This is a genomic window from Rhodococcus sp. RDE2 (genome assembly GCF_020885655.1).
Taxonomy (GTDB): Bacteria; Actinomycetota; Actinomycetes; order Mycobacteriales; family Mycobacteriaceae; genus Rhodococcus; species Rhodococcus pyridinivorans.
In genome coordinates this window covers 115,943-141,455 of sequence record NZ_AP025187.1, presented here as the reverse complement: position 1 = coordinate 141,455, position 25,513 = coordinate 115,943, and the positions used below count along the sequence as shown (strand labels likewise).

The 25,513-nt window shown below is 67.3% G+C and carries 25 protein-coding genes; 2 read left to right on the top strand and 23 right to left on the bottom strand.

Going from position 1 to position 25,513, the window contains the following annotated elements:
- Nucleotides 1–21 precede the first annotated feature (21 nt).
- From LPH33_RS25845 to istA, 21 genes are all read right to left on the bottom strand, one after another.
- Nucleotides 22–402, bottom strand: a complete 381-nt coding sequence (locus LPH33_RS25845; RefSeq protein ID WP_229568579.1) for a hypothetical protein — start codon at nt 400–402, stop codon at nt 22–24.
- A gap of 191 nt (nt 403–593) precedes the next feature.
- Nucleotides 594–1,202 (bottom strand): exonuclease domain-containing protein, encoded by a 609-nt coding sequence (locus LPH33_RS25840; protein WP_229568578.1) that lies wholly within the window; start codon nt 1,200–1,202, stop codon nt 594–596.
- A gap of 112 nt (nt 1,203–1,314) precedes the next feature.
- Nucleotides 1,315–1,833 (bottom strand): hypothetical protein, encoded by a 519-nt coding sequence (locus tag LPH33_RS25835; RefSeq protein WP_193904258.1) that lies wholly within the window; start codon nt 1,831–1,833, stop codon nt 1,315–1,317.
- Between the two features lie 152 nt (nt 1,834–1,985).
- A complete protein-coding gene (locus LPH33_RS25830; protein ID WP_193904257.1) occupies nt 1,986–2,387 on the bottom strand; it encodes a hypothetical protein in 402 nt (133 codons plus the stop codon).
- A gap of 56 nt (nt 2,388–2,443) precedes the next feature.
- Nucleotides 2,444–2,947 (bottom strand): AAA family ATPase, encoded by a 504-nt coding sequence (locus tag LPH33_RS25825; protein WP_229568577.1) that lies wholly within the window; start codon nt 2,945–2,947, stop codon nt 2,444–2,446.
- Between the two features lie 89 nt (nt 2,948–3,036).
- Nucleotides 3,037–3,690 (bottom strand): hypothetical protein, encoded by a 654-nt coding sequence (locus LPH33_RS25820; protein ID WP_193904255.1) that lies wholly within the window; start codon nt 3,688–3,690, stop codon nt 3,037–3,039.
- Between the two features lie 186 nt (nt 3,691–3,876).
- Entirely contained in the window at nt 3,877–4,458 is a 582-nt protein-coding gene (locus tag LPH33_RS25815) for a DUF7007 domain-containing protein (RefSeq protein WP_193904254.1), read from the bottom strand.
- Nucleotides 4,459–4,702: 244 nt separating this feature from the next.
- Nucleotides 4,703–5,098 (bottom strand): hypothetical protein, encoded by a 396-nt coding sequence (locus tag LPH33_RS25810; protein WP_193904253.1) that lies wholly within the window; start codon nt 5,096–5,098, stop codon nt 4,703–4,705.
- A gap of 305 nt (nt 5,099–5,403) precedes the next feature.
- Entirely contained in the window at nt 5,404–5,841 is a 438-nt protein-coding gene (locus LPH33_RS25805; RefSeq protein WP_193904252.1) for a DUF6283 family protein, read from the bottom strand.
- Between the two features lie 99 nt (nt 5,842–5,940).
- Entirely contained in the window at nt 5,941–6,813 is an 873-nt protein-coding gene (locus LPH33_RS25800; protein ID WP_229568576.1) for a MinD/ParA family ATP-binding protein, read from the bottom strand.
- A complete protein-coding gene (locus LPH33_RS25795; RefSeq protein ID WP_229568575.1) occupies nt 6,810–7,661 on the bottom strand; it encodes a hypothetical protein in 852 nt (283 codons plus the stop codon). Before LPH33_RS25795 ends, LPH33_RS25800 begins: the two co-directional genes overlap by 4 nt.
- Nucleotides 7,658–8,743 carry a hypothetical protein gene (locus tag LPH33_RS25790; RefSeq protein WP_229568574.1) on the bottom strand — a complete coding sequence of 362 codons (1,086 nt, stop codon included), beginning with the start codon at nt 8,741–8,743 and terminating at the stop codon, nt 7,658–7,660. Before LPH33_RS25790 ends, LPH33_RS25795 begins: the two co-directional genes overlap by 4 nt.
- Nucleotides 8,744–9,723: 980 nt before the next feature.
- Nucleotides 9,724–10,137 (bottom strand): hypothetical protein, encoded by a 414-nt coding sequence (locus tag LPH33_RS25785; protein ID WP_229568573.1) that lies wholly within the window; start codon nt 10,135–10,137, stop codon nt 9,724–9,726.
- 158 nt (nt 10,138–10,295) lie between these two features.
- Entirely contained in the window at nt 10,296–11,021 is a 726-nt protein-coding gene (locus LPH33_RS25780; RefSeq protein WP_169690343.1) for a hypothetical protein, read from the bottom strand.
- Nucleotides 11,014–11,388 carry a hypothetical protein gene (locus LPH33_RS25775; RefSeq protein ID WP_169690342.1) on the bottom strand — a complete coding sequence of 125 codons (375 nt, stop codon included), beginning with the start codon at nt 11,386–11,388 and terminating at the stop codon, nt 11,014–11,016. The genes LPH33_RS25780 and LPH33_RS25775 overlap by 8 nt, the downstream gene beginning before the upstream one ends.
- Nucleotides 11,389–12,622: 1,234 nt before the next feature.
- Nucleotides 12,623–13,141 carry a hypothetical protein gene (locus tag LPH33_RS25770; RefSeq protein ID WP_228045357.1) on the bottom strand — a complete coding sequence of 173 codons (519 nt, stop codon included), beginning with the start codon at nt 13,139–13,141 and terminating at the stop codon, nt 12,623–12,625.
- The gene (locus LPH33_RS25765; RefSeq protein WP_138846040.1) at nt 13,141–14,295 is read right to left on the bottom strand and encodes a ParA family protein; all 1,155 of its coding nucleotides are present in this window, start codon (nt 14,293–14,295) and stop codon (nt 13,141–13,143) included. The genes LPH33_RS25770 and LPH33_RS25765 overlap by 1 nt, the downstream gene beginning before the upstream one ends.
- Before the next feature lie 2,198 nt (nt 14,296–16,493).
- Nucleotides 16,494–16,727: a hypothetical protein gene (locus LPH33_RS25760; protein ID WP_138846041.1), complete on the bottom strand. Its 234-nt coding sequence runs from the start codon at nt 16,725–16,727 to the stop codon at nt 16,494–16,496.
- A 409-nt stretch (nt 16,728–17,136) separates the two neighbouring features.
- The gene (locus LPH33_RS25755; protein WP_229568572.1) at nt 17,137–17,769 is read right to left on the bottom strand and encodes a hypothetical protein; all 633 of its coding nucleotides are present in this window, start codon (nt 17,767–17,769) and stop codon (nt 17,137–17,139) included.
- Between the two features lie 209 nt (nt 17,770–17,978).
- Nucleotides 17,979–18,785, bottom strand: coding sequence for an IS21-like element helper ATPase IstB (gene istB / locus LPH33_RS25750; protein WP_229564907.1), 807 nt, complete (start codon nt 18,783–18,785; stop codon nt 17,979–17,981).
- Nucleotides 18,782–20,476, bottom strand: a complete 1,695-nt coding sequence (gene istA, locus LPH33_RS25745; protein WP_229564906.1) for an IS21 family transposase — start codon at nt 20,474–20,476, stop codon at nt 18,782–18,784. The genes istB and istA overlap by 4 nt, the downstream gene beginning before the upstream one ends.
- A 1,642-nt stretch (nt 20,477–22,118) precedes the next feature.
- Here istA and LPH33_RS25740 point away from each other — a divergent pair.
- Both LPH33_RS25740 and LPH33_RS25735 read left to right on the top strand, forming a co-directional pair.
- A complete protein-coding gene (locus LPH33_RS25740) occupies nt 22,119–23,264 on the top strand; it encodes a hypothetical protein (protein ID WP_229568571.1) in 1,146 nt (381 codons plus the stop codon).
- 58 nt (nt 23,265–23,322) lie between these two features.
- A complete protein-coding gene (locus LPH33_RS25735) occupies nt 23,323–23,919 on the top strand; it encodes a restriction endonuclease (RefSeq protein WP_228045355.1) in 597 nt (198 codons plus the stop codon).
- A 159-nt stretch (nt 23,920–24,078) separates the two neighbouring features.
- Here the strand turns inward: LPH33_RS25735 and LPH33_RS25730 are convergent, their stop codons facing one another.
- Nucleotides 24,079–24,642, bottom strand: a complete 564-nt coding sequence (locus LPH33_RS25730) for a helicase associated domain-containing protein (protein WP_229568570.1) — start codon at nt 24,640–24,642, stop codon at nt 24,079–24,081.
- Nucleotides 24,643–24,740: 98 nt separating this feature from the next.
- Nucleotides 24,741–25,436 (bottom strand): hypothetical protein, encoded by a 696-nt coding sequence (locus LPH33_RS25725; protein ID WP_229568569.1) that lies wholly within the window; start codon nt 25,434–25,436, stop codon nt 24,741–24,743.
- Nucleotides 25,437–25,513 lie beyond the last annotated feature (77 nt).

Sequence of the window (25,513 nt, the reverse complement as noted above, 5' to 3'; positions counted from 1 at the left end):
TCCACAGGTATTGACAATTCCTCACCCGGCGGCCGGGACGAGCGCAGCTGCGATGTCCAGCTCAGCGGTGGATTGGGCCCGCCTCCACGGCGCGCACGCTTCGCCAGGGCAAAGGGTCGCCAGCGCGGCGCTGACGACGCTGAGCACCTCGACAGGCAAGCCCTTTACCGCGCGCAGCGAGCCGTCGGGTCCCGTGCAGGTGACGTCCGTGAATGCGAACCACGAGTCGATCTCGTGCACCGTGACGGTGTGCGCATCCGGATTCACCGCGTGGGCAGCAAACGCGAGAGCGCGGGCGGCGAGAGCGCGCTGCGCGGCCGCACGCTCGGCGATCTCCTCGCGGAGCGTGCGGTTGTAGCCGGCGATGCGCTGCAGCAGCGGCGGGTCGAAGGTGACGGTCACGGTGGCCTCCCGGCGAATCGAAGTTGATGCCCTTGACCTTCCGGTGCCACCGGTGGTCGTGTTGCAGTCCGCCGCAGACCATCAGGCCTGTGGGCTGCGGTGGGGGGTGTGGACAGCCGAGCGGAGCAACGAATACGGGTCGGCCCGCCCCTCCGGAAAGGGGACGGGCCGACCCTGAGTTGGTATGCGGTTCAGGCGCCGAATGGAATCGGGGCCCGATCGTGGAAGACGCGCAGCAGGTTCGCGGCGTAGTGGATGTCCTCGGCCACCCGATGGTTTGCGGTGCCGTACTCGTCGACGAGCTGGAGGCGTTCGGCGGTACGCCCGGCGTCGAGGATCGCTCCGGCTTCGCAGAACGACCGCGCGTCGATCATGCGGTACGAGAACATCGCCTCGACCTTCGGCAACCACCGGTCGAGGAACTCACGATCCATGCGGTGCGAGCACCCGCACAGCGGGGTGGATTCGTCCACTCCCCACCGGGCGAGGATGTCGACGATCTCGGATTCGTACCCCGACAGGTCCGTAGGGACCTTGTCGCCGAGGGTGACGAGTTGCTTTTCGAGCTCCGCGAACAGGCCGTTCTTGGTGTGCATCCGGGTAATGAAGTCGTAGGCCGGGTCGTTTCGGACCCGCTCGATCAGGACTGCGGTGCCGGTGGTGACCGCGAGCATCTCGAACCGCTCGACCGGCTCGAGGTCCACGGAGTACAGCGCGAAGCCGATCTCGAGGATCTCGTGTTCGGCTGCTCTGGTGCCGGTGGTTTCGAGGTCGACGAATACGAACCCATCCACGCTCATCTGGTTTCTCCCTCTTCTCTCGGATGGTGCGGCGGCGCACGCTACGTGAGTCGTTCGCCGCCGCCGCACCGGTTTCGGCCGACGCGGCGGCCGCAGTCTCTGTGGGTGATCGTCACCCCTGGGTGTGACACGCCTCCCGCGCCTGCGCGGCCCGCAGCATCTGTTGCGCGTGGCCGTGCTGCCGCTGGAGCTGGGTGTAGCGGGCCAGCCGTGTGTCCTCCTGCTGTTGGACCCTGCGGGTTCGCCGCGGGCCCAGCGCGGCGCCTCCCGCCGCGGCGCGGTCGGTGATGATCGGCTCCGCCAGCGTCTCCATCTGCGCGCCGACCTTGTTCACGCGGTCCTGCCAGTACGACGCGGGACGGTAGCGCCGCGGCCGCGGCCGGTGCTTGGGCGTCGCCTGCGGAAGCTGTACGTGCGCGATGTCCGCCTCCAGCACGAAGTCCGGCAGCAGCGGCGTGATGATCCGTGACAGCTTGAGGCCCTTCGCCTCTCCCACGGCGCGGTGCTGATCCGCCCACGCCGCCTGCCGCGCGAGCAGCACGCGCTCGACGTACTGGTCGCCGGTCAGCGGGTCACCATGGTCGGCGAGCGCCGCGGTCAGGTAGGCATCGGGCGCGTCGGTCGCCGTCATGGGTTCTCCTCGGGGCATCTACGGGAAGCTGTCGAGGATGGACGCTATGAAGCCGGTGCCCTGCGTGTTTCAGCCAGACCGGGCCGGCGGACGATGCACGCCCTGGCTGCCGCTACTGCTGTGACTGTCCCGGCGGTCGTGCACGTCCCCGGCTATGCCGCGGTGCGTGCGGCTTCGGCAGCGAGCGCGGTCAGGTCTCCGAGGTCGGCCCAGGGCACCACCAGGTCACCGTCGACGAGGACAGCACCGTCCCGGCCATCACCACATCGAGCGAGCAACCGGCCAGGACGCTCGCGAGTCGTACCGACAATCGGGTCGAATACCGCCTGCACCACCCCCGCCGGCAGGAGGTCACCGCGACGCCGCGACGGAACAGTCACGCCGAACCGTGCGACCGCCGCGACGAATGCGTCGACGTCGTCTGTCGCGGCGACCAGCAACGCTCGGTGCGCCGTGATGCCCACGGCCTGGCAGGGCGCGGCGAGCCGTCCTGTCGTGTCGGCCACGACAACCCACACGGGCAGCGGTTCTGATTGGCGGACAGCATTGTTCATGGCGGGCACGGTACGAGCCCCCTTGTCCGGCTCGCCCTGCCCGACGAGTCTGCCGGTCAGCACTGTCCACCCGGGTATCCGTAGCGGTCGGCGAGCATGCGGATGACCGCCTCCACGACCTGTCGTCCTCCTGCGGCGCCGCGTTCGCGGTCGCGACGGATGCACTCGTCGACTGGGGTCGGTACGTCGACCACGACGACGGGGACGCCGAACGGGGCGAGGAACTCCTCCCATGCCGTGAGGTGCGCCGGGTCGAGCAAGGTGTCGTCGCATACAACCGAACAGCCCTGCCTGAGCGCGACTGCGGTCCGCGCTCGTTGGGTCGCGGTGATGACCTCTTCCTGTTCCTCGGTGAGCCTTCCGGCTGCCGCGAACAGTTCGGCGCGGAGATCGTCACGGCTGATTCGAACCCGACGCTCTGGGTCCTGCTGCACCCACAGCCGTGCGAGGGAGCTCTTGCCCGAGCCAGGCAGTCCGCGGGTGAGGGCGACCCAGTTCTCGCTTCCCGCCGAATCAGGCTGGATGCAGGCCAGGTTGGTCGGGAGGTCGAAGATCTGCACAGTCGGTCCTTTCGGTGGGAGCGGGATGTCCACCACCGTGCGTGGCGTGGTGTCGGGGTGTTTCACCCCGACACCCACGTCCGCGGTAGTCACTTCGGCTGGTAGACGTCCCACTTCACGCCGCCGACCTCGGCCCACCTGTCAAGGAACGCCGAATCGTCCACATCGAGGTCGATACGCGAGGCGGCCAGCTCGCCGCGCTCGATGAGTTCGCGGGCGTCCCTGCGCGCCCAGCCGGCGAGAATCGGCTCGGCGTCCTGTTCGGCGCCGACGACGGCGACGTGGTCGAGATCGCTGTCATCTGGGTGCTGCATCTGCACAAGCCAGACCCCTGTGATCGGGCCCCCCGTGTAGATGGTTTCGCCTGCATCACGGTGAACGAGCCCGGCGTCGTCGATCCGGTACCGCCACCGGTCGCTGTGCTCGTCCTCACATTCGATCTCGCCCACGAAGCCAGCATCGGCGAGCACCCGCAGGGTTTCCTCCATTCCTCGGAGGCGCCCCCACCCGGAAACGGAGAGCACGAACGTGTCGCCGTCCTTCTCGATTTCGTCCGTGCCGGTCGCTTCGTACATCGTCGACATCAGCGCCGACACGACGGTGTCGAAGGGCGTGTCGGACGCGTCGACCTCGTCGAGCTCGGGGATCTCCAGCAGCCGGTCGACGATCTCCTTGAACGTCGGCGCGGTCGACTGCTCTTCAGTGATGGTCAGTCGGGCGGATGAGTAGACGTCGGTTCCCATAATTCGGTTCCTCACTGTCGGGGCCTATCGGGCGACGCAAGGTTCGCGAGCGGGGATCGCGGGTGTTGCAGCGCAGCACCGCAGGCGGAGATCAACGGAGCGGGCGGACAGCCGGGTCTTCATGGAGACAACACGGGTCGGCCCCCGGGGAGTGACTTCCCCCGAGGGCCGACCCATGTCCGGTGACTACGCCGCGAGCTTCGGTGCGGACGACCACACCACGTCGACCGCCTCGTCGAGCACGTACCCGAACTTGCCGCGCTGGGAGTACCGGTCGTGGGCGACCAGGAACCTGCCGCGGGCGCCGTCGCCGCGGCGGAGCGCGGTCACCCCGACCATCCCCTCCGGGACGTCCTCGTGCCAGTCCCCCAACGCGCTGTCGGCGACGAACTGGTCGGCCGTGGCCACCTCGAAGGTCTCCTTGTCCCGCAGGTACGACTCCCCCGGCTCGAGCGTGCGACCGAAGTGCGCTTCCCACTTCGTCGGGAACCAGTCGGCCACCGACTGCGCAACCTGAGCCCGGCGACGATCGTCGAGCCCAAGGTCATCGGCGAATGCGAGTCCCACAAGAGCGGCCTCGCAGTCCTCCTCGAACCAGCGCCGTCGTCCGATTCGAAGTGCGGCGGGCATCTGCTTGAACCGCTCCGGGCTGATCCGCACACCCCCGTGTCCGGCCGTGGAGACGGTGATGATGCCGTCGGCGACGACGCTGCCGTACTGCACAGCACCCCACGGGGAGCTGGCGGGGATTCGATTGTCTGCGTTCACGTGTACTCCAGAGTGTCGGTGAGAACTGCTGCAACCGACGATGCCGCCGGCGTACAGCGTGTGTTGCAGACTTCGCTACTGGTGCACGGCGCTGAACTGCCGAGACGAAAATCGCCACGCGCTCGCCCATCTCGGCGTGCCGCAAGACGCGGTCGACGATCGGCCGGCCAGCTATGCACCGCCCAAGAACGCGAACCGGCACCGGACAGGTCTGGCTCCGAGCCACCCGGCATCCGACGCACGTTCAAGACCGAGTCCGCGAACGACGGCCCAGCAAGGTCACGACGATCAACACCAAACCGACAGCCGCACACCCCGATGCCACCGAGGACAGCAGCAACAACATGGCCACCGAATCCGACGAGTCGCTCACCACAGGGCCCACGTCACCGAGGCCCACACCGATCGGCCCCGGCGGCAGGCCGACCGTCATCCCCGGGATGGCGCTCGCCGACTCTGGGAATCCGATCACCCCACCGACAACGATGCCCGGACCGTCGCCCACCAACCCAGGAATTCCTTCGACTACGACGCCCGGCTCGTTGCCGATCAGCCCCGGAACCCACCCGAACGTCACACTCGGCGCGATACCCGGCACCTCCGGAACTCCCGGACCCAACACGTCAGACGTCGGCGACATCGCCATGCTCCTCCCTCGCGTACTGCTCAGCGCACAGGCTGCACAACCACACATGGCCGTCGCTGGCGCGCGGTCGTCCAGCCTCTGCGATGGACTCCTCGGTGGCCATCAGCTCGAGATCCCACCCGGACCGAAGGTCACGGCCACACAGCGCCGCCGTTCCGGCAGGCAACCCGCGGGCGAACCAGGGTGCCCCTCGGTTGACCGAAGGTGGGTCTTGCCCATCGCCGCAGCGGTGACGGGCTCACAGAACGCATACCGCTGCGTGACCGCACTCTCGCCAACAAGCCTGCTCATCGCTCGTGTCACCCTTCCCTGGCCTCGATCATCGGTGTACCGCTACCGGTTCCGGTCTCACACAACGCACCATCGGCCGCGGCCTGCACGGCGGCCATCTCTTCGAAGCTGTCGAACAGCAGCGGCCACCCCTCACCGGGCTGCAGCGCCGCCGGGTCGAGATCCCCGCGTACCACCGCGATCCGGACGCCGAGATGGTCGGCCCCGACGGTGGCGAGCCACCCCGCGCACGCCTTGTCGGAGCCTTCCCGCGACTTGTGGCACGCGAACATCGGAGCGCCGACGCCCACCTCACACCCCGGGCCTCCCGCGGTGCCCGCCAGCGCATCGAAACGGTCCCGCCCGAACTTCCCCGCCGCGACATCACGGCGCCACGGGCACTCCACGCACGGTCGACGCCGCCGCGGTAGCCCTTCCTTGAACTGTCGATTCAACTCCCCCGACATCGCCTACCCCTCCCCACGACTTCACGTGGCGAATCGCTCACGCATCACAAACCCTGCCCACCGGGACCGACACTGTTGCAGCGCCGACGACGCGGCCGGCTACCGGAATCTGGCTGTCACCGTCGCCGCCAGTTCCGCGTAGGCCACCTTCGTCCCCGGCTGAAGCTGGCCGAAGTCGAACGCCGCACCTGCTGCCAAGAGCGGATCGTGCGGGATCCGCCGCACCGCCCGCACACGCCGCTTGAGATCAGCGTGGATCTTGTCGACGTCCACCGAGGTCGACTCGTGGATCCCGTTGATCACCGCCACCGCATCGCCGAGCAGCTTGGAACGCCGCATGTCGACCAGCTCATCGAGTGTCTCCAGCAGCGCGTAGAACCCGTCGATCTGGGCCGGCGTGACGACCACCAACTGCGTGGCACGGGCCAGGACCTCACGGGCCACATCGGACGTTGCGCTGGTGCCGCAGTCGGCGACGACCACGCGGTAGTCGGCGGTGAGGAAGTCGAGGATCTCGGCGTACACCGGACCGTCCGAGGTCGTGTCCCGGTGCCGCGTCGAGGTGAGCGCGTCGAGGCCGAGGTCGTTGGACAGCAGATACGGCCGCAGGTCCGAGTAACTATGGAGCACCTCGGTACGGCCGGCGAGCTGCTGCAGCGGGAGCGCGGACTGCCCTTTCGGGAACTTGAGTCGCAGCGTGCCCTTGTCCGGGTTGGAGTCGACAACTGCCACCCGGTCACGCATCACCGCGGCGAGCATCGACCCGATCCCGGTGGAGGTGGTCGTCTTGCCCGCTCCCCCCTTGCCTCCGAACACCGCCACGTACTCGGGTCGACGACTCGAACGCACCGCGGCGACCGCGGCGTCCATCTGGCCAGCAAGGTCCGGTGCACTGCGATCGAACAGGCCCCGCAGCCATCCGCGGGCCGGGATCTCGAGCGCCTCGGGGAGTTCGATGTCGTTCTGGCTCATCGGTTTCGCTCCTCGGGTCGTTGGGCGGCGAGCAGGTCGTTGCGCCACTGCTCATGCTTTCTGCCGGTGCGGCGGTCGGTCCACCCCGGGGACGCCAGCGGCATCCATCCGGACAATCGCGATGCAGCCTGCGCGCCAACCCAACCGGTCAACGCCGTCCACCCCTGCAAGTTCGTGGTGATCACGACTGTCACTGGGTGAGGGGCACGGGCTACTGCGTCGGCCAATGCCTTCCAGGCGAGCATTCGCTCGTCGGGCCGGCGTAGGGACACTCCGACGTCGTCGATGCCGAGGACTTCGACTCCGGTGATCCGCGCGGTGATCGCGGCGGTGAGTTCCCACGGCGGCACGTCGACGGCGAGGATGGTGTCTTCGCTGCCGACGAGCGCGCGGCGGCCGGGGGCGAGCGCATTGACGACTGAGAACATGGCGCGGGTCTTGCCGATCCCGGTGGGTCCGATGAGCGCGATGCCACCGCGATGACCGCCGTGCGGATCGGCCGCGGTGTGGGTATCGATGAGGCGACGGCATGCGGCAGCAGTCTTGGTCGAGTCGATCTCGTCGACACTCGCGTGCTCGTATCCGGCGACCGCGTCGAATGCGCGGACAGTGTCGAACCACGTCTGACGGTCGCGATCTCGGGCGGACGCGGCGCGGGCAGAGGCGGCGTCGACGCCTGCTGCGGCGGCATGCACCCGACACCGGACAGCGTCGCGCCAGCCTTCCGGGCGGCCGGGAAGCTGTGCGGGACGAGCGACGAGAGCGCCGCAATCGCGGCAGGGCACCTCGATCGTGGTGACCTGTCCGAGGACCGCAAAGATGCGGCGGGGGCTGTTGGGTGTGCTCATGCAAGTCCCTCGAGTTCGCTCAGATCGGTATGGGCGCGCACCCCCGAGGCGGCGGTGTTGGTGGCGGCGACGCCGTTCGACGGACCTGCGGTACGGGAGGTCCGCATCGCGAGCAGCGCGCGCGACACAACGTCAGGGGTGGGGAAATCGGCGTCCCGGATGTAGAAGCGGGCATTGCCCTCCTCGAACCACCACCGCATCAGCGCACCGAGCTCGGCGGCCGGAACCGCCTCGATGCCGTCGCCTGCGAGGGCGCGGTGGAGGTTGCGGCCGGTGCGGGGCACCGACGGAGACGCCCCTCCCCCGTGCTTGCTCTGGTACCGCGTCCATGTCCGTCCGAGGTCGCGCAGTTGCTCAGCCATCTCGGGTTCGGCGACATCGGCGATGGTCCAGTCCTGTCCATCGGCGCGCCAGTCGCCGAGCATCTTCTCGAAGGTGGACTTCGACGGGGCCTGGGTGATGGTGCGCTGCCAGTGGGGCCGTGAGCGCAGGCACCAGCAGATCACGGTGACGGCCTGATGAAGGTTGCCGCCGGTGACGTGCGCGGCGGCGAGAAGGTTGCGCCGCCAGGTGTAGGTCGCCTTTGCGGTGTGCCGTTCGGCGATCGCGGCCCGCACAGTCTCGACGGCAGCGCTGAGGTCGATGACGAGGTCGGCGCGATCTCGAGTGGTGGCAAGAGAGTGCTCGGACAGCAGCTGGTCGAGTTCGCTTCGGGTACTGCGCCCTTGCCTCCTGGCGATGCTCGGTGCACCGCGGAGGCGTCGCCAGTAGTCGGTAGGGCACTGATCGGACCATGCCCACTCCAGCGCCGGCGCAGCGGCCGGGTAGTGCTCGGCGACCGCGGCGATCCACGCGTCCGGGTCGGTCGGCCGGTGCTTCGGGTTCGCGGCGAGCACCGCTTGAAGCCCGGCAGTGGCACCGGCCGGTGCGGGTGTGTCGGCGATGAAGCTCTGCTGGACGGTGAGGCGAGGGTCGGACAGCACGGCTGCGGTAACAGCGTCGATGAAGGCGGGCAGGGCGGCTGCGACCGCGTCCGAGACGACTGTGGCGAGTTCGGTGTCCGCGGCTGCGCGGAGGGGCATACCGGGGCCTTTCGATTGGTGGTCGTGGTGGTGCGCGAAAGGCTACGGTTTCGCTTCTCCAGTCCGGTCGGAAGACGAAATGGTCGTGTGTCCAGCAGTTTCGGTGTCCCTATCGAGGTGGCGCCTTGGTTCGACCGCGACCGGGTGTGCCTGTTCGGTGAGGGTGCATCGAACGGAAGCGGGCGGGGCCGGCGCCCGGGAAGGGGCGCATCCGATGGACGGGCAGAGGGTTACGCGGGTGAGCTGGCGTCGAGAGGCGGCCGGGCGGCTGTTCTCCGGTCGATGTTTTGTACGGCTGTGCGGGCCGTGGGGCGCCTGAAGAGTGTGGGGTGGGTTCCTGTGCCCGGTCGGGGGTTTCAGAACGTCTGAGAGGCGGATCGATCTGGGCGTCTCGGCGTCAGCCGGGACAGCGGGCCTGCAGCCTGGCGACGGTTCGTTGGGTCCGCAGCGTCGAGCCGGCTGCAGGTCGCGTTCGTGTGGCGACCGTGCGTCGCGAATTTGCCCCTCCCCCCACACCCCCCACCTACCCAAGGTGACCACTAGTAGTTCTTATATCTCAGTTCTTATTCGCGCGATAGGCGGTATGCCATGGGTATGCCACCCCTATGCCACGTCTATGCCAGACCGATTGGGCGGCATACCCTACGCCACACAAGCGTCGTTCCAGAGCGTGTGGCTTGACCTGCGGTGATGATTCCGGAACCCATCGTTCATCGCGCGGATGGCATACCCCATGACTGTCCGAATTATCTGAATCGGCATTGGATATGGCAGGGCTATGCCAGATTGGGGCCGACGGAAATCGGCATACCCTATGGCAGACCTACACCACCCCTACACCACCGGAAATACCGGACAAATGCCCCGCCGAGCCCTTTCGTGGACAGCTCGAAATCCCGTCCTGCGAAGGTAGTTCCGACCCACGACGAAGCCCGCCCCGACGTGATCGGGACGGGCTTGTTCCTGTCGTAGCCAAATGCTCAACCGTGCACGATCGCACCGAACAGTGCTGCCTGCACGACGTGCTCGGCGATCCCCGCGTCGATGTCACCGTGTCGGCCATCCGCCGGCATCATGTCGTTCTCCCGGCTGGCGGCGGCGATCCGCGCGCGATGCGTCTCGGGCAAGTAGTCGACCTCTCCCTTGACGATTCGACTGATCCCTCGCGCTACGACATCGAGATCGACGATAAGTTCCTCCGCGTCCGGACCGGGAACCCAGCTCATGGTCTCGTGACCGAGAATGAGCTCCTCGGTGTGAACGAGCACCGCCCGCGGCGACTCGGTGTGCCTGTACTCGAGCACTGATGCCCAGTACGAGACCCCGCCTTCCATCGCGGTAGTGAAGACATCGGTGAGGAACTCAGTGCGTTCTGCGGAACGAGTGGCAGGCATGGGCAACTCCCTTGAAATCGGCCGGCGGCTGCGGCGGTGGTGGGCTGCGCTGACCGGACGCTCGGGAGTTGTTGGGAGCCACCGGCCGTGGATATAGCTCGGCGGGCCCACCAGTGGCGGACCCGCCGTTCATGCAACGGTGCAGCGGACAGAGCCGGTCAACCGAGCCGGGTGCTGTTGAGATGCCCGAACCGATTGTCTCCGAACCGGGACAACAGTGAGCGCTGCAGTGGGGCACGCAGCGGCTCGTCGATCACGGACCACGACCGCGAGGTGAGGCCTTTGAATGCCGTTTCCGCGCCGGGCATCACAGCAAGGTGATCGAGCATCTCCTCCGGGGGCCGCAGGAGGTCGCCGGTCATCGAACTGGCGGGAATTAAAGGGCAGCCGGTGATTTCCTCCCAGTACTCCGAGGCGTACTGGTACATCCGGTTCTTCTCCAGGTCCGCGGGCGTCTGGTCGCACAGTCGCAGGCCGAGGAGTTCGGATCCGATCACCATCCGGAGCAGCGGTGAGTCGACTTGGTGCACAAGGCTGTACAGACCAGAGGAGAAGTACTTCGGCTGACGAAACCCGCGAGTGGGCATCCAGCCGCGGATGAGGACCCAGTACCCATCGAGGGCGAGCTTTCCTTTGGCCTGCAGGTTATCGAGGAGTCGCCCGACGTGACTGGTTCCGCCGAACACGTCGTTCCATTCGTTCGGGCGGTAGAGGACGCCGACGTGTTTGGTCTCGGGATGGGTGTTCGCGAGGGTGAGCAGTCCGATCTCTTCGAGGGTGAGTTCGTCGGCCAGGCACTGCTTCTCGAACGTCTTGGGGATCTGGACGAAGCCGGGGCCGCTGGTAGTCCGGCGCGGTCTCCGCAGTTGACGGGGTTCAGGCACGACGCGCCTCCACTCGGAGCCACTGCCCGCCCAGGCGAGCGGACAGGTCATCGAGGTCGGTGTCGAGCCACCATCGCACGCAGGCCCGAACCACGGCGTATCTACTGCGCACTCCTCTTGCCGACGGATGTGCTGCGGCGATCGAGTCGAGCTTGCTGGCGACGTCGCCGTGCAGGGTGACGGTCGTGCGGACGGTGTCACCACGGGCGGGGGTGGCGAAGTAATTGGTCAGATTGGCTCCGTCATTGGTCGCGTGGAGGACCGCTTGAGTCACCAGGAAGCTCACCGGGCGGCCGGTCGTCTCGCGGAGACGGGCGAGCGTGGTCGCCGTTGCGCGGTCCCATCGCGCGGGCATCGTCTCGGTCATCGCGGTCCTCCTGGGTGGTTGGGCGTGGTGGTCGCGACATAGGACCATGTCGCTTCTCCACCGGCGCTGACCTGGAGGAATTCGACGAACCTTCGGGCACGTGTCCCCCGCCGGCGGGTTTCTCTCCTGCGACCACGGAGGCGGACAGGCGTCTCCCGGGGAGACGGGGAGATTCGTAAGGCCGCGTCCTCTCGGCTCCACCAACGATGCGAATGCTCCGACTCTCACCCAGCGTAGAAACCGCCCCGGTGACTGTGCCGGGTGAGAATGAGACTCCTTCCCCACCTCCGATTGGACTGTGCGATGCGACGGATGCTGGCTCTGGCAGCTCTGACGGTGATGGCCGCGGCGTGCGGACCAGAGGTTTCGGTGTCCCCGGAGGAAACCGCCGATGCGCCGTCGGCTCCATCCACCGTCGCCACACCGAGCTGGGCATCCACCACCGCACCAGTAGCCTCCCCGCCCACCAGCAGCACGGCCACCCAGACTTCGACCATTCCCTCTCCTACGCCCGCAGCCGTTCCACATGAGAAGCCGCAGGTCAGGTTCGGGGGCACGATCGACGAACCTGCCGCCTTACCGATGCCACCGGCGGAGTTCATGGAAACGGTGGGAGCGCACGTACAAGTAGCTGGTGGCTGGCAAGGCGTTGTGGTGCCGACCAGCGTGCACTGCGAGACCGTTGGAGATCCGCCGCCTATAAGCGGGACGGGTTGGGGCTACTCCGCCAACGAAGATGGTGTCTTCGAGTCGCTCAACGTCGGTTTGCAGGCCGAGTATGAAGTGCCGAAACCGCGAAGCAATCGACCGCCCTACAGTCCATCCGTGCTCCTCGGGTGGGTAGATGAAACGGGGACTGGATGGAAGGCTCACGCCTCCTGGGCCATGGGGGCCGGGGGCCGAATGTGATCGTCAGTCCCGACCGTCGATCGATCCGTTTCAACGGGTATGCCTTGGCGACACCGTTGCTCGCAGGCTCGGGTGAGCTCGATCGCGTCACGTGGATTACCTTCGACGGCGCTGTGACCTGCGCAGATCCGATGCGTGACCTCAACTAGAGGAATCAACCGCTCCCACCTTCAGCGCCCTATAGAGATAGGCCTCGCTCAATACAGAGCTCGATGCAGAGATGGGTGTGGGTGGTAGGGCACCACTCCCCTACCCCGGACAGCGGTATCCCCGGGAGACACGTGGTCGTCCCGGGGATACGGCTCTCTCTGTATATATAGGGCGCTCAGGACTTTCGGCGGCGCCGTGCGTCGACCGGCAGCAGATCCTCAAGCCGATCGTTGGCCTTCGGGTCCTTGGCGATTGTCTCGAGACCGAGGCGCATCAACGCGATGACCATAGCGTTGTCCGACGGACGGCGGCCAAGGCGACGCTTGCGCTCACGACGGTCGCGGTCGCCGTACCAGTCGTCGCAGCCGTCCTGGAACTCGTCCTCGATCGACTGGTCCCACTCGACGTACTTGCGACGGACCTCGCTGTTAGTGGATTCGACGACCCGCTTGCTGCGCGACGTGGTGCTCTTTTTCTTCGTCGGTTCCGGAGCGGCCTTCGGTTCCGGAGCTTCCTCGACCTCCGACGGCGCGGGTGCGGGAGTCTCGGCCACCGGCGTCGTCTCCGGGACGGCAGTGAGCGAGGGCTCGACAGCTGCAGGTGCCGTTGCTGCAGGTGCCGTTGCGCCAACGAACGCCGGAGGCAGAGTGCCGCCGCCGAAGCGATCGGGTCGACCTGACGTCATCTTCGCCATTACTGAACTCCTTCTGCGACGGCCACGGCAACCGCCGCACCTTCATCTCCACCGGCGTCTGCGGCCGGCACATGGTCGTCTTCGTCGGGTTCGACGGTGAACTTGAGCGGGCTCTCGAACAGGACCTCACGCATCACCTGAGGAAGCTGTTCGTTCTGGAGCTTCTCGATGGTGTCCTCGTACCGCTCCGGGGCGAGCAGCGCGAGAAGGTTGAGTGCGTGCCGCATGTAGGCGGACACCAGGCGCAACTGCGAGTCGGTATTGATCTTCGGCTCCCCCGCTGCAGTGAACATCGAGGGCAGAGCGTCGGCGACGGACTCGCCACGACCGTTGGCAGCAGCGACGAACGCGGCTTCGTTGATAGCCGGCGCCCACACCCCGGATGCGAACGCGTCCCGCGGATCGTCGGCGTCGAAGCCGGAGTCAGGCCAGGTCCCATTCACGAACTGGACCGTGCCTTCGACTCCGATGCGGTGCTCGGTGGTGCGGTTGACCTTGGTGACCACGACGCCTGCCACTGCGAGCGGATGACGCCAGGCCTCCGCGAAGTGCTGGACCGCTCGGACGCCGTCAGCGAACCCGACCGTGCCGAGCAGTTCCGGGTGGGCCGGGAAGATGGCCCATCCGGAGGCGAGAATCGCGAGTTCCGTGGTCGACCCCACCGAGGGTGGGCAGTCGATCAACACGACGTCGTAGTCCGAGGACAGTCCGGACTCGTGCAACCCCTTCCACAATCGCAAGTGCGCGGCTGCGGGCTTCTCGTCCGCGATCTCCTGCAGCGCTGCGCCCGGTGAGGGCACAACATGAACCGATCCTCCGGGTACGAGCGCTCCCCCGAGCTTCCAGGGCCGGGTTGTGTCGGGCTGCCACGGTTCGGTAGCCAGGTGCGCAGCGCGAGCGACGATGCTGGGCTCGGTCGGGTACTTGATCAGGTCGGCGATCGAGACGGGGTCCTCGACAGTCGGCCCCGTGCCGGTAAGGACCGTCATGCTGCGGTTGGTATCGGCGTCGACGATCAGGACCTTCACACCGACGTTCGCGAGGAACTTCGCGTACTGGGCGGTGGTGGTGGTCTTGGCGACTCCACCCTTCTGAGAGGTCATCGAGCAGGACTTGTCGAGTGCGGCGTTGAGTTCCGCAGGGGTCAGGCTCATCGGACCCCTCCCCCGCTGTGTCGACGCGAGGGGGCGACGAGATTCGTAGGCTGCACGGCAGCTCCTCGTGTTCTGGTGGTTGATGTGGTGCGAGAACCGTAGGTGGCGGGTTCTCCACGCGATCCGCGTGTGTCACAGGGTCCGGTGGTAGCGCGTGACTCCCGTGACTGGAGAGGTTCGCGTGGTTGAAGGGTAACGCGTGGACAGCGTGTCTCGTGTGTCCACCCGGTTTCTAGTGATGCGCGTGTTTAGAGTGTCTCCCCCATTTCTCTGGTTCCATGCTGGTCACGGGTATCACGCATACCACTGGTGTCGGGTATGCCACGTGTATCTCGTGTCTCGCGTGTCGCCCTCGCTTCCCGGGTTTCGCGGGTGACAAGGGTGCCGTGGATAACCCGTGTGGCATGGGTCAGTCGGGTACTGCGGGGGTCACGTGTGACCCACGATTCGTGGGTGGCACGCCCTCTCCGGGTAACGCGGGTGTCTCGTGTTACCCCCTCTTCCCGTCAGGTTCGGGTATCGCGTGTGAGGTGTGTTCGTTGGGGGACCGGTGTGGCACGTGTTGGCCGGGTATTCCGCTATACCAGTGGGTTCCGGGTATCTCGTATTCGAGGGGTATAGCGGGTGACCGGCGATTCGTGTGTGTGTTGGGATGCACCGGTATCGCGTGTGGCGTGGGTGTCCCACTGTTCCCAGGCTCCGCGTGATTCGTGGGTGTCGCGTTGGTCGTGCGTTTCGCGTGTTGTCCCGGTTGAGTGTGTCTCCAGTTGTTCCCGTTTTACCGGTTGACGTGGGGTTTCGTGTGACTCTCGTGTTTCACGCAGTACCCCTATTGCCCGGGTATTGCACGGAACGCGTGCATCGGGGGAATCGCGTGTCACATGGGGTTCGCGGGTACTTGGGGTTTCGCGGGTGTCTTGTGTTGGTGGGGTCTCGCGGGGGTCATGGGAGTGGGGGAGTTATGTGACTCGCGGGAGTCGCGGGCTTCAGGGGTATCGCGGGAGTCGGGTGGGCCTAGGGAGTCGGGGTGTAGACGGGTATCGCGCGAGTCGGGTGGGGCGGGGGAGCGGGGGTGCGGACGGGTATCGCGGGTCTCGCGCGTCTCCAGTGAAAGCCGGTGTTGTCGGGTATCGCGGGAGTCGAGTGGAGCTGGGGAGTCCGGGCGTGCGCGGGTGAAGCGGGTGTCCCGGGTCTCGGGGGAGTCCGGGCAATGGCGGGGGGCGCGTGTTTCGCGGGATCCGGGTGGGGCGGGGGAGGGGAGTTGTAGGCGGGTATCGCGGGTGTCACGCATTTCCAGTGCGGCCCGGCGTACTCGGGTTGAACGGGTATCTCGTGTGTCGTGGGATACCGGTTTCTGGCGTGTGGCATGTGTGTCTTGGGTGTCGGGTAGTTCGCGCGATTTGGGGAGTGCGCGGGTTTCATGTGTATCCCGTGTTTCGCGTTTTGCGCGTGGCCCACGTGTGGCGCTCGGTTCTCGTGTTTCGCGCGTATCCCTGCATTCGTGCCGGTCTCGTGCCCATTGGGTGTCGCGTGTTTCGTGTATTACCCGGGTATTGCGTGTATCGCGTGTCTGGCGTGTTGCGTGTATCCCAGGGGTCACCCTGGTTTCGTGCGGCGCGGGGGTTTCCCCTGCGATGCACGGCTCATGGGAGTCGTGTGGAGCGGGGGAGTCGTGCGGCGCGGAGGAGTCGTGCGGCACGGGCGACGGGCGACTCGTCGGGCCCGAGGTCGGCGACCGGGGCGGCTCGGGTGGCGTCGAATCGTCTTGGCCGCGATTGGTCGGCTGGCGGGCTGCGCCGGATGGGGCCTGCGGATGCCTGCGCGGCCCGCTGGCGCCCGAAACGGCGTCGGACGGACCCGGGGGCCCGATTTGCGTCCTCGACGCGTCAGCGGCTCGCTGACGCGTTTCCGGGTCAATCGGAGATCTGGGGTCCCGAACGCGAACGGGAGACCCCCGTTTTGCCGCCTGAGAGCCACGCTCGCGGACGAAAAAGCCAATCTGGGGTTCCTGTGCCAGAAAGGGGGAGCGGAGCGCTCAGAGGGCGTGCCGCGTTTCGCGTCCTCCGGGCCGCCTGCGGGCCGAACAGCGGTCTCGGAGGCCACACGACCGAGCCGAGGAGACACCCCTCGCCGACCGGGGTCCGGCGAGAGCAGGTGAGCCTCGTCGAGCCCTCCGCTCAGGCGGGAGCGGGAAGCTCTCACGGGAACAGCCAGTACGCGACCGCCACGGTGGCAGCGAGGACTGCGGCGGAGCCCGTCAGCGGGCGCCAGAGGCAGCTTCTAGCGCCGAGGTTCGCGTACCGCGGCTGGTGCAGCGCGACACCCAGCGCGAGGAGACCGAGGAGCGCAAGCGCGCCGATCCCGAGAACTGCCGGAAGCGGTGCGGCCGCGAACGCGAAGGCGAGGTCGCTGGTGCCTGTTCGAGTGCTCATGGCCACGAGTGGACCGAGCCGGTTCACCGCCTGTTGCAGACCCGAGAGTCCGGCGACGGGACATACCGCCGGCGATGCCCTGCGACCTGGCTGGACAGCGGTCTCCCGGGGAGACACGAGGCGGCGGAGGGAGACACCCGCGTCGGGTCCGGAAACGCCTCGGGGCCGGCTCCCCGAAAAGGAGCCGGCCCCGTCGTCACGCTCGCGTCCATGCGACCACCAGAGGCACGTGGACGACAACCCCGCGACCGCTGTCCACGCGGGCGGACAGGGTCGGATTCCTCGATCGATCGGATTCCGCTACCACCACGGAGGGCGGCGTGACCGATCTCAGCGTACGGGGAACACGCGGTGACCACCGGCGAACCCGCCACCGGCCCGTCGGCGTGTCAACGCGCCCCCGGGCTGCTCACCGGTCGGTGTGCCGCCACAGCGGGCGGAACGCTGCAGCTGCTTCCGACACGATCCGCCATGCCTCAAGCGTGGGGACCGGACCGCTGCGAGCCGCGCGTACCAGCGCCAGGCGCCCGGCCTCGACCGCATCCTCGACCGTGCGACCGACGAGGTCGTCGATCTCGTAGTCCCGGCGGCCCGGCTCCGCCTCACACGCCGCTCGCTCCACTTCGCCGGCCTGGCGGGCACCGCACTCTGCAGCGACCTCGAGGGCCTGGAGCTCACGCAGCGGACGGTCGCCACCCCAGCGGTCCGCGAACTCGGACAGCGCATCGGGGGAGGAGTCCGCATCCACCCCGGTGGCGGCTCGCTGCCGCGCGTTCTTCCACCGCACGTTCGCAGCGGCCCGGTTGATCCCGCCGAGAGCCTCCTGGCACTGCCGCCACGGCACGTCCATCTCCCGAGCCCGCACCAACGCGGCACCGGTCACCGCGGTGGCCATCGCGAGCCGGCCACGCTCGTCGCTCTCGCGGGCATGAGCGCTACGCAACGCATCCAAGGCAGCAGCCTGCTCCCGCACCGAGTCTGTGACCACCGCGTTCACGGACAGCACCGCCTTCTCGACTCCCGAATATATGTCTACGTCCACAATACATAGACGCACCGCCCGGGTGCCCGAACCACACACCCCACCGCCCACGCCCGCACCGCGCGCCCAAAACCCAGCCACCTGTAGTGGGTGGGGTGGGCGCCTGCCGGTGGTGGCCGGGGTGTGTGGGTGTCCCGGGGCGAAGGGTGTCGCTTGCCAGGGTGATGGGACCACCTCGTTGCCATGAGCATGGGACCACCCGAGAGTGCTCATCGAGCATCGGCCTCGCTTTCTGAACTGTCAACCACGGTCCGTCCGGGACGGCTGCGTTGCCGGTAGGACGGACCCTCGATCACCAGGGTGTGCGCCGCGGAAGTGAGCCGATCGACGGCGGACTGCGCCAGCAGCGCATCGGTGGTCATCGACAACCACTCCGAGGGCTCACGATTGGAACTGACGATCGTAGATTTGCGTTTGTGCCGCTCGACGACAAGCTCGTAGAAGTCGTTCGTTTCGGTTGCATCGAGCGGCCGCAACGCGAAATCGTCGAGGATCAACACGTCGACGGCGGTGATCCGCCGCATCTCCGCGTCGAGGGAATTGTCGAGGCGGGCGGCGCGCAGGCGGGCGAAGAGTTTGTCGGCGCGGGCGCAGAGCACGCTGCGTCGTTGCCGGATCGCGATGTGACCCAATGCGGTGGCCAGATGCGTTTTACCCACGCCCACGGCGCCGAGGACCAGGACGCAGTGGCCGGCGTCGGCGAACCGCAACGACACCAGATCCGACAACAACGCCCGGTCGTAGTGCAGGTCCTCGAGTGCATCCCAGGTGTCGATGCGCATGTTCGGATCCAGCCCGGCCTTGGCCGAACGGAGGGCTGCCGACCGTGATTCGCGGCGTGATACCTCGTCGGCCAACAACAGTTCCAGGAAGGCGAGGTGGCTGAGTTGATGCTGGCGGGCCAACGCGAGTCGCTGCGGCAGAGTGTCTTTCAATGCGCCGAGTTTGAGGGCCTTGAGGATCGCGATCAGGTCGGCGCCGATCGGATCGACCGGGCCGGTGGTTGTGGTGGTCATCGGGGCTCCTTCGCGTCGGTGCCGTCGTCGGGGACGACCGTCAAATGGGGGGTCCTGTCGGTGGCAGAAGCGGTCCTCTCACCGGCAACGGTGGTCCCGCCGGTGGCGATGCAGGTCCTGGCGGTGGCGAACTCCGACGGGTCCCGGGCGAAACGAGCAGGGGCGGCGGCACCGGCCGCCGGCAGGACAGGTGGGGTGGTTTCGGTGCCACGTTCGAGCATCGAGGCGATCTTCGACACCGACACGACATCGAGGTCCAGCGCGAGGCTGCACGCCGTGTCGACCGGGTCGGGCCCGTAGCGACGCACCAACCCGAGCAGTCGGTAAACCGCTCGCATCCGGGTCCACGGCAGTCGGTCGTCGAGCAGACGCTGGGCGTAGATCCCGATGCACCGACCGTGCTCGGTGCAGGTGGCGATCAACCGATCCAGATCCCGCATCGCATATCCGACCTTCTCGGTGGGCAGATCCTCCGGATCGGTGCTGCGCCCACCGGGAGGCTGGCGGGGGTGCACCTTGACCAGGGTGCCGCGGGAGTAGAACTTCACCAGTTCGGAATCGGCGCGGGCATCGAGCACAGTCCCGATCCACTGCTGCGGAAGCGAATACAACGCCCGGGCGATCTCGGCATGGAAGTCGCGGTGCACCTTGATCCGTTTGAAGATCGGCACATCATAGGGTTGCGGAACCGCCAGCAGCATCGGCGCTTCGTCGGTGTCGAACGCCTCGGACGGGCGGGCCGCGGTGGTTCCGTGTATCCGGTGGCCCGCCACCTCACGACACCACTTCTCGGCATGGTCCTGCGCCTCGGTCAGGTCGGTGAATGTTTCACCGGCCCAGAAGTTTCCACGCACGTATTGCACGGCGCGTTCGACGCGGGGTTTGTCCTTCGGGGAGCGTACCCGAGCCGGGTCGGTGACGAATCCGACGTGCTGGGTGTAGTCCAGCCAGCCTTGGGACAGGCGCGGATTGACCGCGTCCGGGTCGGTGACGACGGCTTTCATGTTGTCGGGGATCAGGACCTTGAACACACCGCCGAAGAAGGTCCACGCCGCGTCGCAGCCGGCGATGATCGCCGTCAAGGTCTGGGAGTAGGTGAGCCAGACGAACATGTGCCGCGAGTACACGGCGGTGAAGATCAACGCGTGGACCTTGCGCCGGCGGCCGGTCTCGGGGTCGGTGAGCATCCCCAGGTAGCCGAAGTCGATCTGGCATTCGCTGCCGGGTTCGCCGTCGAGGATCCGCACGGTGGTGTCGGTGCGGCCGAATCCGCATCGCTGCGTGGCGAATCGGTGCAGGGTGCGATACGGCACCACACATCCCTGCCGCGCCAGCAGGGTTTCGATCTTGGTGATCGTCAGGGGCGGATGATCCTTGCCGCCGGTCACCCATTCGCGGATCTGGTTCTCGAAAGGCAGCAGTGTTTCCCAGGCTGCGCCGTGGCCGTGCGGGCGTGCCGGGCGCACCGCGTCGATCACCGCACCGATCAGTGTGTCGTCGAGTGCCTCGATGCTGTCGGTGCGAGCCAGGCCGGCGGCTCGAGCGGCCTCGATGTAGCGGCGGACCGTTTTGCGGTCGACGCCGCAGTGCGCTGCGATGGTGCGCAGTCCTGCGGGTCTGTCGCCGGGGCCGGTGAGCCAGATCCGGAGTACTTCTTTGACTTCGTTCACGTTGACCTCCCGAAACGCCATGCTCGCCTGCCTTCGTGTTCGGAGAACTCCGACACGAGGTATCAAACGAGCTGTTCGTCGGGACCTCGGCGCGACGCGCCGGGTGGTCCCATGACTGGCAATCCGGGTGGTCCCATCTACCTGGCAAGAATCAGGTCAAAGTGGTCCCATTCTCATGGCAGGCGACAAAGGGTCGTCGTCGTTGGGGGTGTTCGTCCTGGGGTGCCGGTGCCCGGCCCGGTCACCCGGAGGGTGGCCGGGCAACCCAGCCCCTGGGGCTGGGTTGAGGGCGCCGGTTCCCCAGGCTCCCGGCCGCCGGTAGGGGGCCGGGGGGTTGACCTGCGCGGTGTTGGTGGGTGGTTCGTTCCCGGGGGCGGTGCGCCTTCGGTGCCGCACGGGTCGGTGGGTGTCGTTCGGCGCGGTCGCTGCAACGCGCCGTTGGTGACGGGGTGGGGTTCCTGATTTCGGCGGCACATCCTCGTGTGCCGGGCTGGTGGGGTGACTGGGGGGTGGCCTCCGGCCGGATCGTTGTCGGCTGCGGGTTGGGCGGGGGTCGGCTTCCGGGGGTGGCTTGTGGGCCTGCGACGTGGGTGGCGTGCGACGTGGATGGGTTGGCCGGTGGCGGGGTTGGCCCTGTGCTGACCCGTGAGGTCACTTCGGGTCGACACAGCACCGGCGGGGCGACGGAGCTCCGAGGGGTTCGGCGCGGTCGCTGCAACGCGCCGTTGGTGACGGGGCGGGGTTCCTGATTTCGGCGGCACATCCTCGTGTGCCGGGTCGGGAGGGTGTGGTTCGGGGGAGCGGCGCACCGGTGGCGTGTGGCTGGGAAGGGGTTCGGCGGCAGGTTCGCTCCGCTCAGATCGTGGTTGGCCGGCGGTCCGAGCGTTCGACGCGTGCGACCCGCCCCTCGCGGGTTGCCCGTCGGGACGACTCGGCGTCCACCCGGGGGCAGCCCGACGACCCGACTGTCACCCACAAGGGGCGGCCCGAGGGAAGACCTACGCCACCGCCGCAACAACCCCAGTCGGGGACGGCGCCTCCGGTGAGGTGCGCACGTTCGGGCCGGAGGCCCACCCGGCAGGACGGCGATCACCGCAACCACCCAGAAGCCACCAACCGGGAGGACACCCGAGGCCGTGCCCGGCAGCGCCTCCGGCGCGAACCCGAACAGTCACCACCCCTGCGCGGCCGCCGCAGCAGGTTGACCCGACAAGGGCAACCCGCGCTGACCCAGGGGCAACACCCTCGTCCAAGGCGACCACCACACACCCACGCGATGCGAGGGGGTCCTCACCCCTGGGCGGCCCGTGAACCACGCAGCGTTCCGAGCGAGCGAGGAACCAAGGGGTTCACACCAAGGCCGCCCAAAAGGGGTGACCCCCACGCACCGCGCGGGCACCGACACCCCAAGAGGGGGCAGCAGGGGCACCACCGGCGAGGCACGAGACCAGTGGAACCCGCGACACCCCCGGGTGGAGGTGAGTGGTGGTGGTCGGCGGGGGTGGGGTGGGGGCTTTTCGCAGGTGTTTCAGGTGGAGAAGGCGGGTGATGGGGTGTGCGCGGTAAGCCCCCGGGTGGGGGGCGCGTTGGTGGGGGCCTTGTGGCTGGTGTGGCTGCGGGGTCTGGGGCTGGCGCGTTGGACGTGATGTGAGGAGTGGTGTTGGTGCCGGAGTACGTGGAGAAGGCGTCTGATTTGGGGGCGGGGTACCGGGTTCCGATGACGCGGAAGCGGCGGGCGGCGGCGGCGCGGCGGGGGAATCAGGGGATGTCGTCGGGGACGGTGCGGCGGCACGGGTGGCGTCGGACGCCGGGGGATGAGCAGTTGTTGGAGTTCGCCGGTGCGTTCGGTGCGATCACGCTTCGGCACGCCGCCGAACACTTTTATGGCGGGGTGTGGGAGACGGCGCGCAAGCGGGTGCAGTACATGCGGGAGGCAGGGCTGTTGGAGCGGTCCGACAATCTTCGGTGGGCGGGGACAGTGTTGTATCCGACGGCGGCGGGGATGGCGGCCGCGGCGGCCCCGGGGTTCCCGGAGCTGCGGGCGTTGGTGCCGTCGGAGGAGCGGATGCTGCACCGGTTGTTGGTGGCGGAGGCGGCGCTGCGGATGCGTGCCCGTGGGGTGCCGGTGGTGTCCGAGCGGCAGATGCGGGCGGTGGAACGCGCGAATGACAGTGGGCAGGCGGCGGAGGCGTTCGCACGGTTCGTGGGTGTGGCGGTGGCGGGGTCGTCGGCGGCGGATGAGTTCGGAATGGCGGTCTCGCCGACGATGGATGGGGCGGGGCGTGCGCGGTGGTTCGGGGTGCCGGTCGGGGTGGCGGGGGAGCTGCATTGGCCGGACTTCACGGCGATTGTCGGTGGGCGGATTGTGGCCGTGGAAATGGAGATCACGCACAAGGAGCGGTGGCGGATGCTGCAGGTGCTGCGGGGCTACAAGATGTCGATCGAGGCCGGTCATATCGCGCAGGTGCTGTGGGAGGTCACCCCGGATGTGCAGATGCAGTTGGAGGGTCGGCGCAGTGTCGGCGGGTGGGATGACGGGTTGCTCGCGGACCTTGGTTTCCTTGAGTCCGGACAGGCTCCGGACTGGTCTGTGAAGGGTCGGCCGATGGTGGTGCGGCCGGCGCAGGGCCGTGATGACGGGGTGCGGTACGCGCTGTCGCAGAAGACGCTGCCGCCGTCGCTGCGGTGCTCGTATCGGGTGTGGCGGCAGTGGCTGCAGGTGTGGGAGCGGGATGACTCTGCGTTGGAGTTCGAGGAGTGGTTGATGCGTCCGCGAACGCTGCAACGCCTGCAGAGTTTGGGCTCCTGATCTGACCTGAATGCGTGCTACGAGTGGCTACAGTGTCGGCAGATCCGGAGGTCGCGCCATGGATTCTCGGTCCCGATACATCACCACTCCAGAGGACGCCGAGCAGTTCGCGGCGTCACAGATGAGGGATATGGGCTTCCCGGATGCGAGGGTGACCGGGCGCGGCGCTGACGGGGGCGTCGACGTCGTTGCCCGCCGTGCAGTCGCTCAAGTGAAGTGGATGCACTCGAAGGTGGGGCGGCCGGATCTGCAACGCCTGTACGGGGCGCGGGGCGCAGAACATTCCAAGGACATGCTGTTCTTCGCGGAGCTGCTGTCCCCTTCGCCGTACACGCAGGACGCCGTCGAGTACGCAGACGAGCACGGGATCGGCTTGTTCGCCTATACCTCCGACGGCAATTTGTTCCCTCTCAACCAGCACGCGAAGGACTTCGCGGCGGGTATCGATCAGGTCCGCGCGGCTCGTGCCGCAAGGGCCGCGTTCATGGTTACGGTCCGCACGGTGGTGTGGTCGAGCCTGCTGGTTGTGTCGATCTGCGGGCTGTTCATTTCTGTCTTGACGGTCCCGTCCGCTGCCCCGGTGTGGCTTGGATTCCTTGCGCTGTCTGTGCTGGGGCTGGTGCTTGCCCGGGTCTATCAGCCAGGCGCCAAGTAGGGGAAGCGGCCCCTCCGAGCGTCGAGATGAGTGCGGCCCGGGCTCGCGTCGAGGAGAGGGAGACGCGAGCCCGGGCCGTGTTGGTCACCGCGGTGAGGGGAGGAGCGCGGTGACCGGCGGGGCACTGTTTCGAGGGGAGGAAAACAGTGCCGTTGTCTGTTACGCCAAGTTCTGCCTCGACGTGTCTCCATGATTGCCTACCGCTTCTCCACCTGTTTCAGCGGCGGCATTCCGGCCGGGTGCGGCGAACCCTCCGCGGCGGTCGGAGTGCTCCATGAACCCGAGCTTGGACAGTGCCTCCAGGCGGTCCGAGGCGGTGAGCTTTCCGGATCGCAGTTCCTTGCGGCGCGACTGCACCCACATGCCGAGTGCGAAGCCATCCTCGGTGACGTGGCGGCGGGGGACATCGGCGTTGCCATGGATGGCGACGTACGCCCGCAGATGGTTCAGCCCGTGATCCCACTGCTGCTGGTGCAGTGAGGTGGGGCCGCGTACACCGCGAGGGCTCGTGGTCTCGAAGCCGACGGCGTGGAGCTGAGCGATCCGTTCCGGACCCAGCGAGGTGTCGCCGGCGCGGATCGCGGCCCGCTTATGGGCAACCCAGCTACCCAGAGCGAACCCGCAGTCCGGGCACACCCAGGACCTGGGAACGTGCCCATTGCCGTGGTGTTCGACGTAGGTACGAAGGTGCGACAGACCCGTCTCGAACCGCTTCTCCCTCATGCGGGCAGACAGTAAGACGCCGCTTCTCCACCCCCTCCGGTTGTCGCCGGCCATCACCACTGCGGAAACAGAGCGCGCTGTTCCAACGGGGTTCGCGATCAAAATGGAACCTCGTCTGGACGCGGCTTGCGAAGGATGGCGGCTGCTTCCGCGAAGGCTTCGTGTAGCTCCCGAGTGAACCGGACAATCTCTTCCGGCGTGCGATGCTTCGGGTCCACCACGGCCGGGCTCGTGTGCCATGTCCCAATCGCAGGCAGCCTGCTGGTGTGTATGGCACCGGGTTCGACCTTCGGCGCGAAAAAGAGGTCGACCGGGGTGTACTCGGCCAGTTTCTCCCAAGCCTTGCGGGCGACGGTCCCGTGGAGCATGACGACCTCGAGGTTCGGTAAGAGGGATAGAAATCGTGACAGCGCGCGCCTTGCAGCAATCTCGTTTTGCTTAGTACGGACGCTTTTGTCCTCGAACCATTGCGATCCGAACCAGGGGTACGCATTCCAGGTGACTACGTCACAGACATCGATTTTGTACTCAGACAAGAAGGCCTTGTGTCGTGCTGACATTGCGTCGTCGTTCTCGATACAGAGCATCCCTGACCCGCCGGTGTCAGGAAAGGTTCCCGGCCCGGGGGTGGGGAACAGGGCTAATACGCGTGCGTTCGTACCGCCGAACGTGGGAGCGATGTACGGAATGAAGCGGTCCGGATGAACAGCGCGCAGCTCAACGATCAGACGGTTTAGGGGTCGAACGTGGGGCGCTGTGAGACATCTACCCTTCAGGTCCTCGACGTAGGACACATCTGAACACCACTGCACCACCTTGGTCCTCCCTCATCTCTCCCCCGAAAGGTAGATGATCGCGGGCCGGAGCTGCC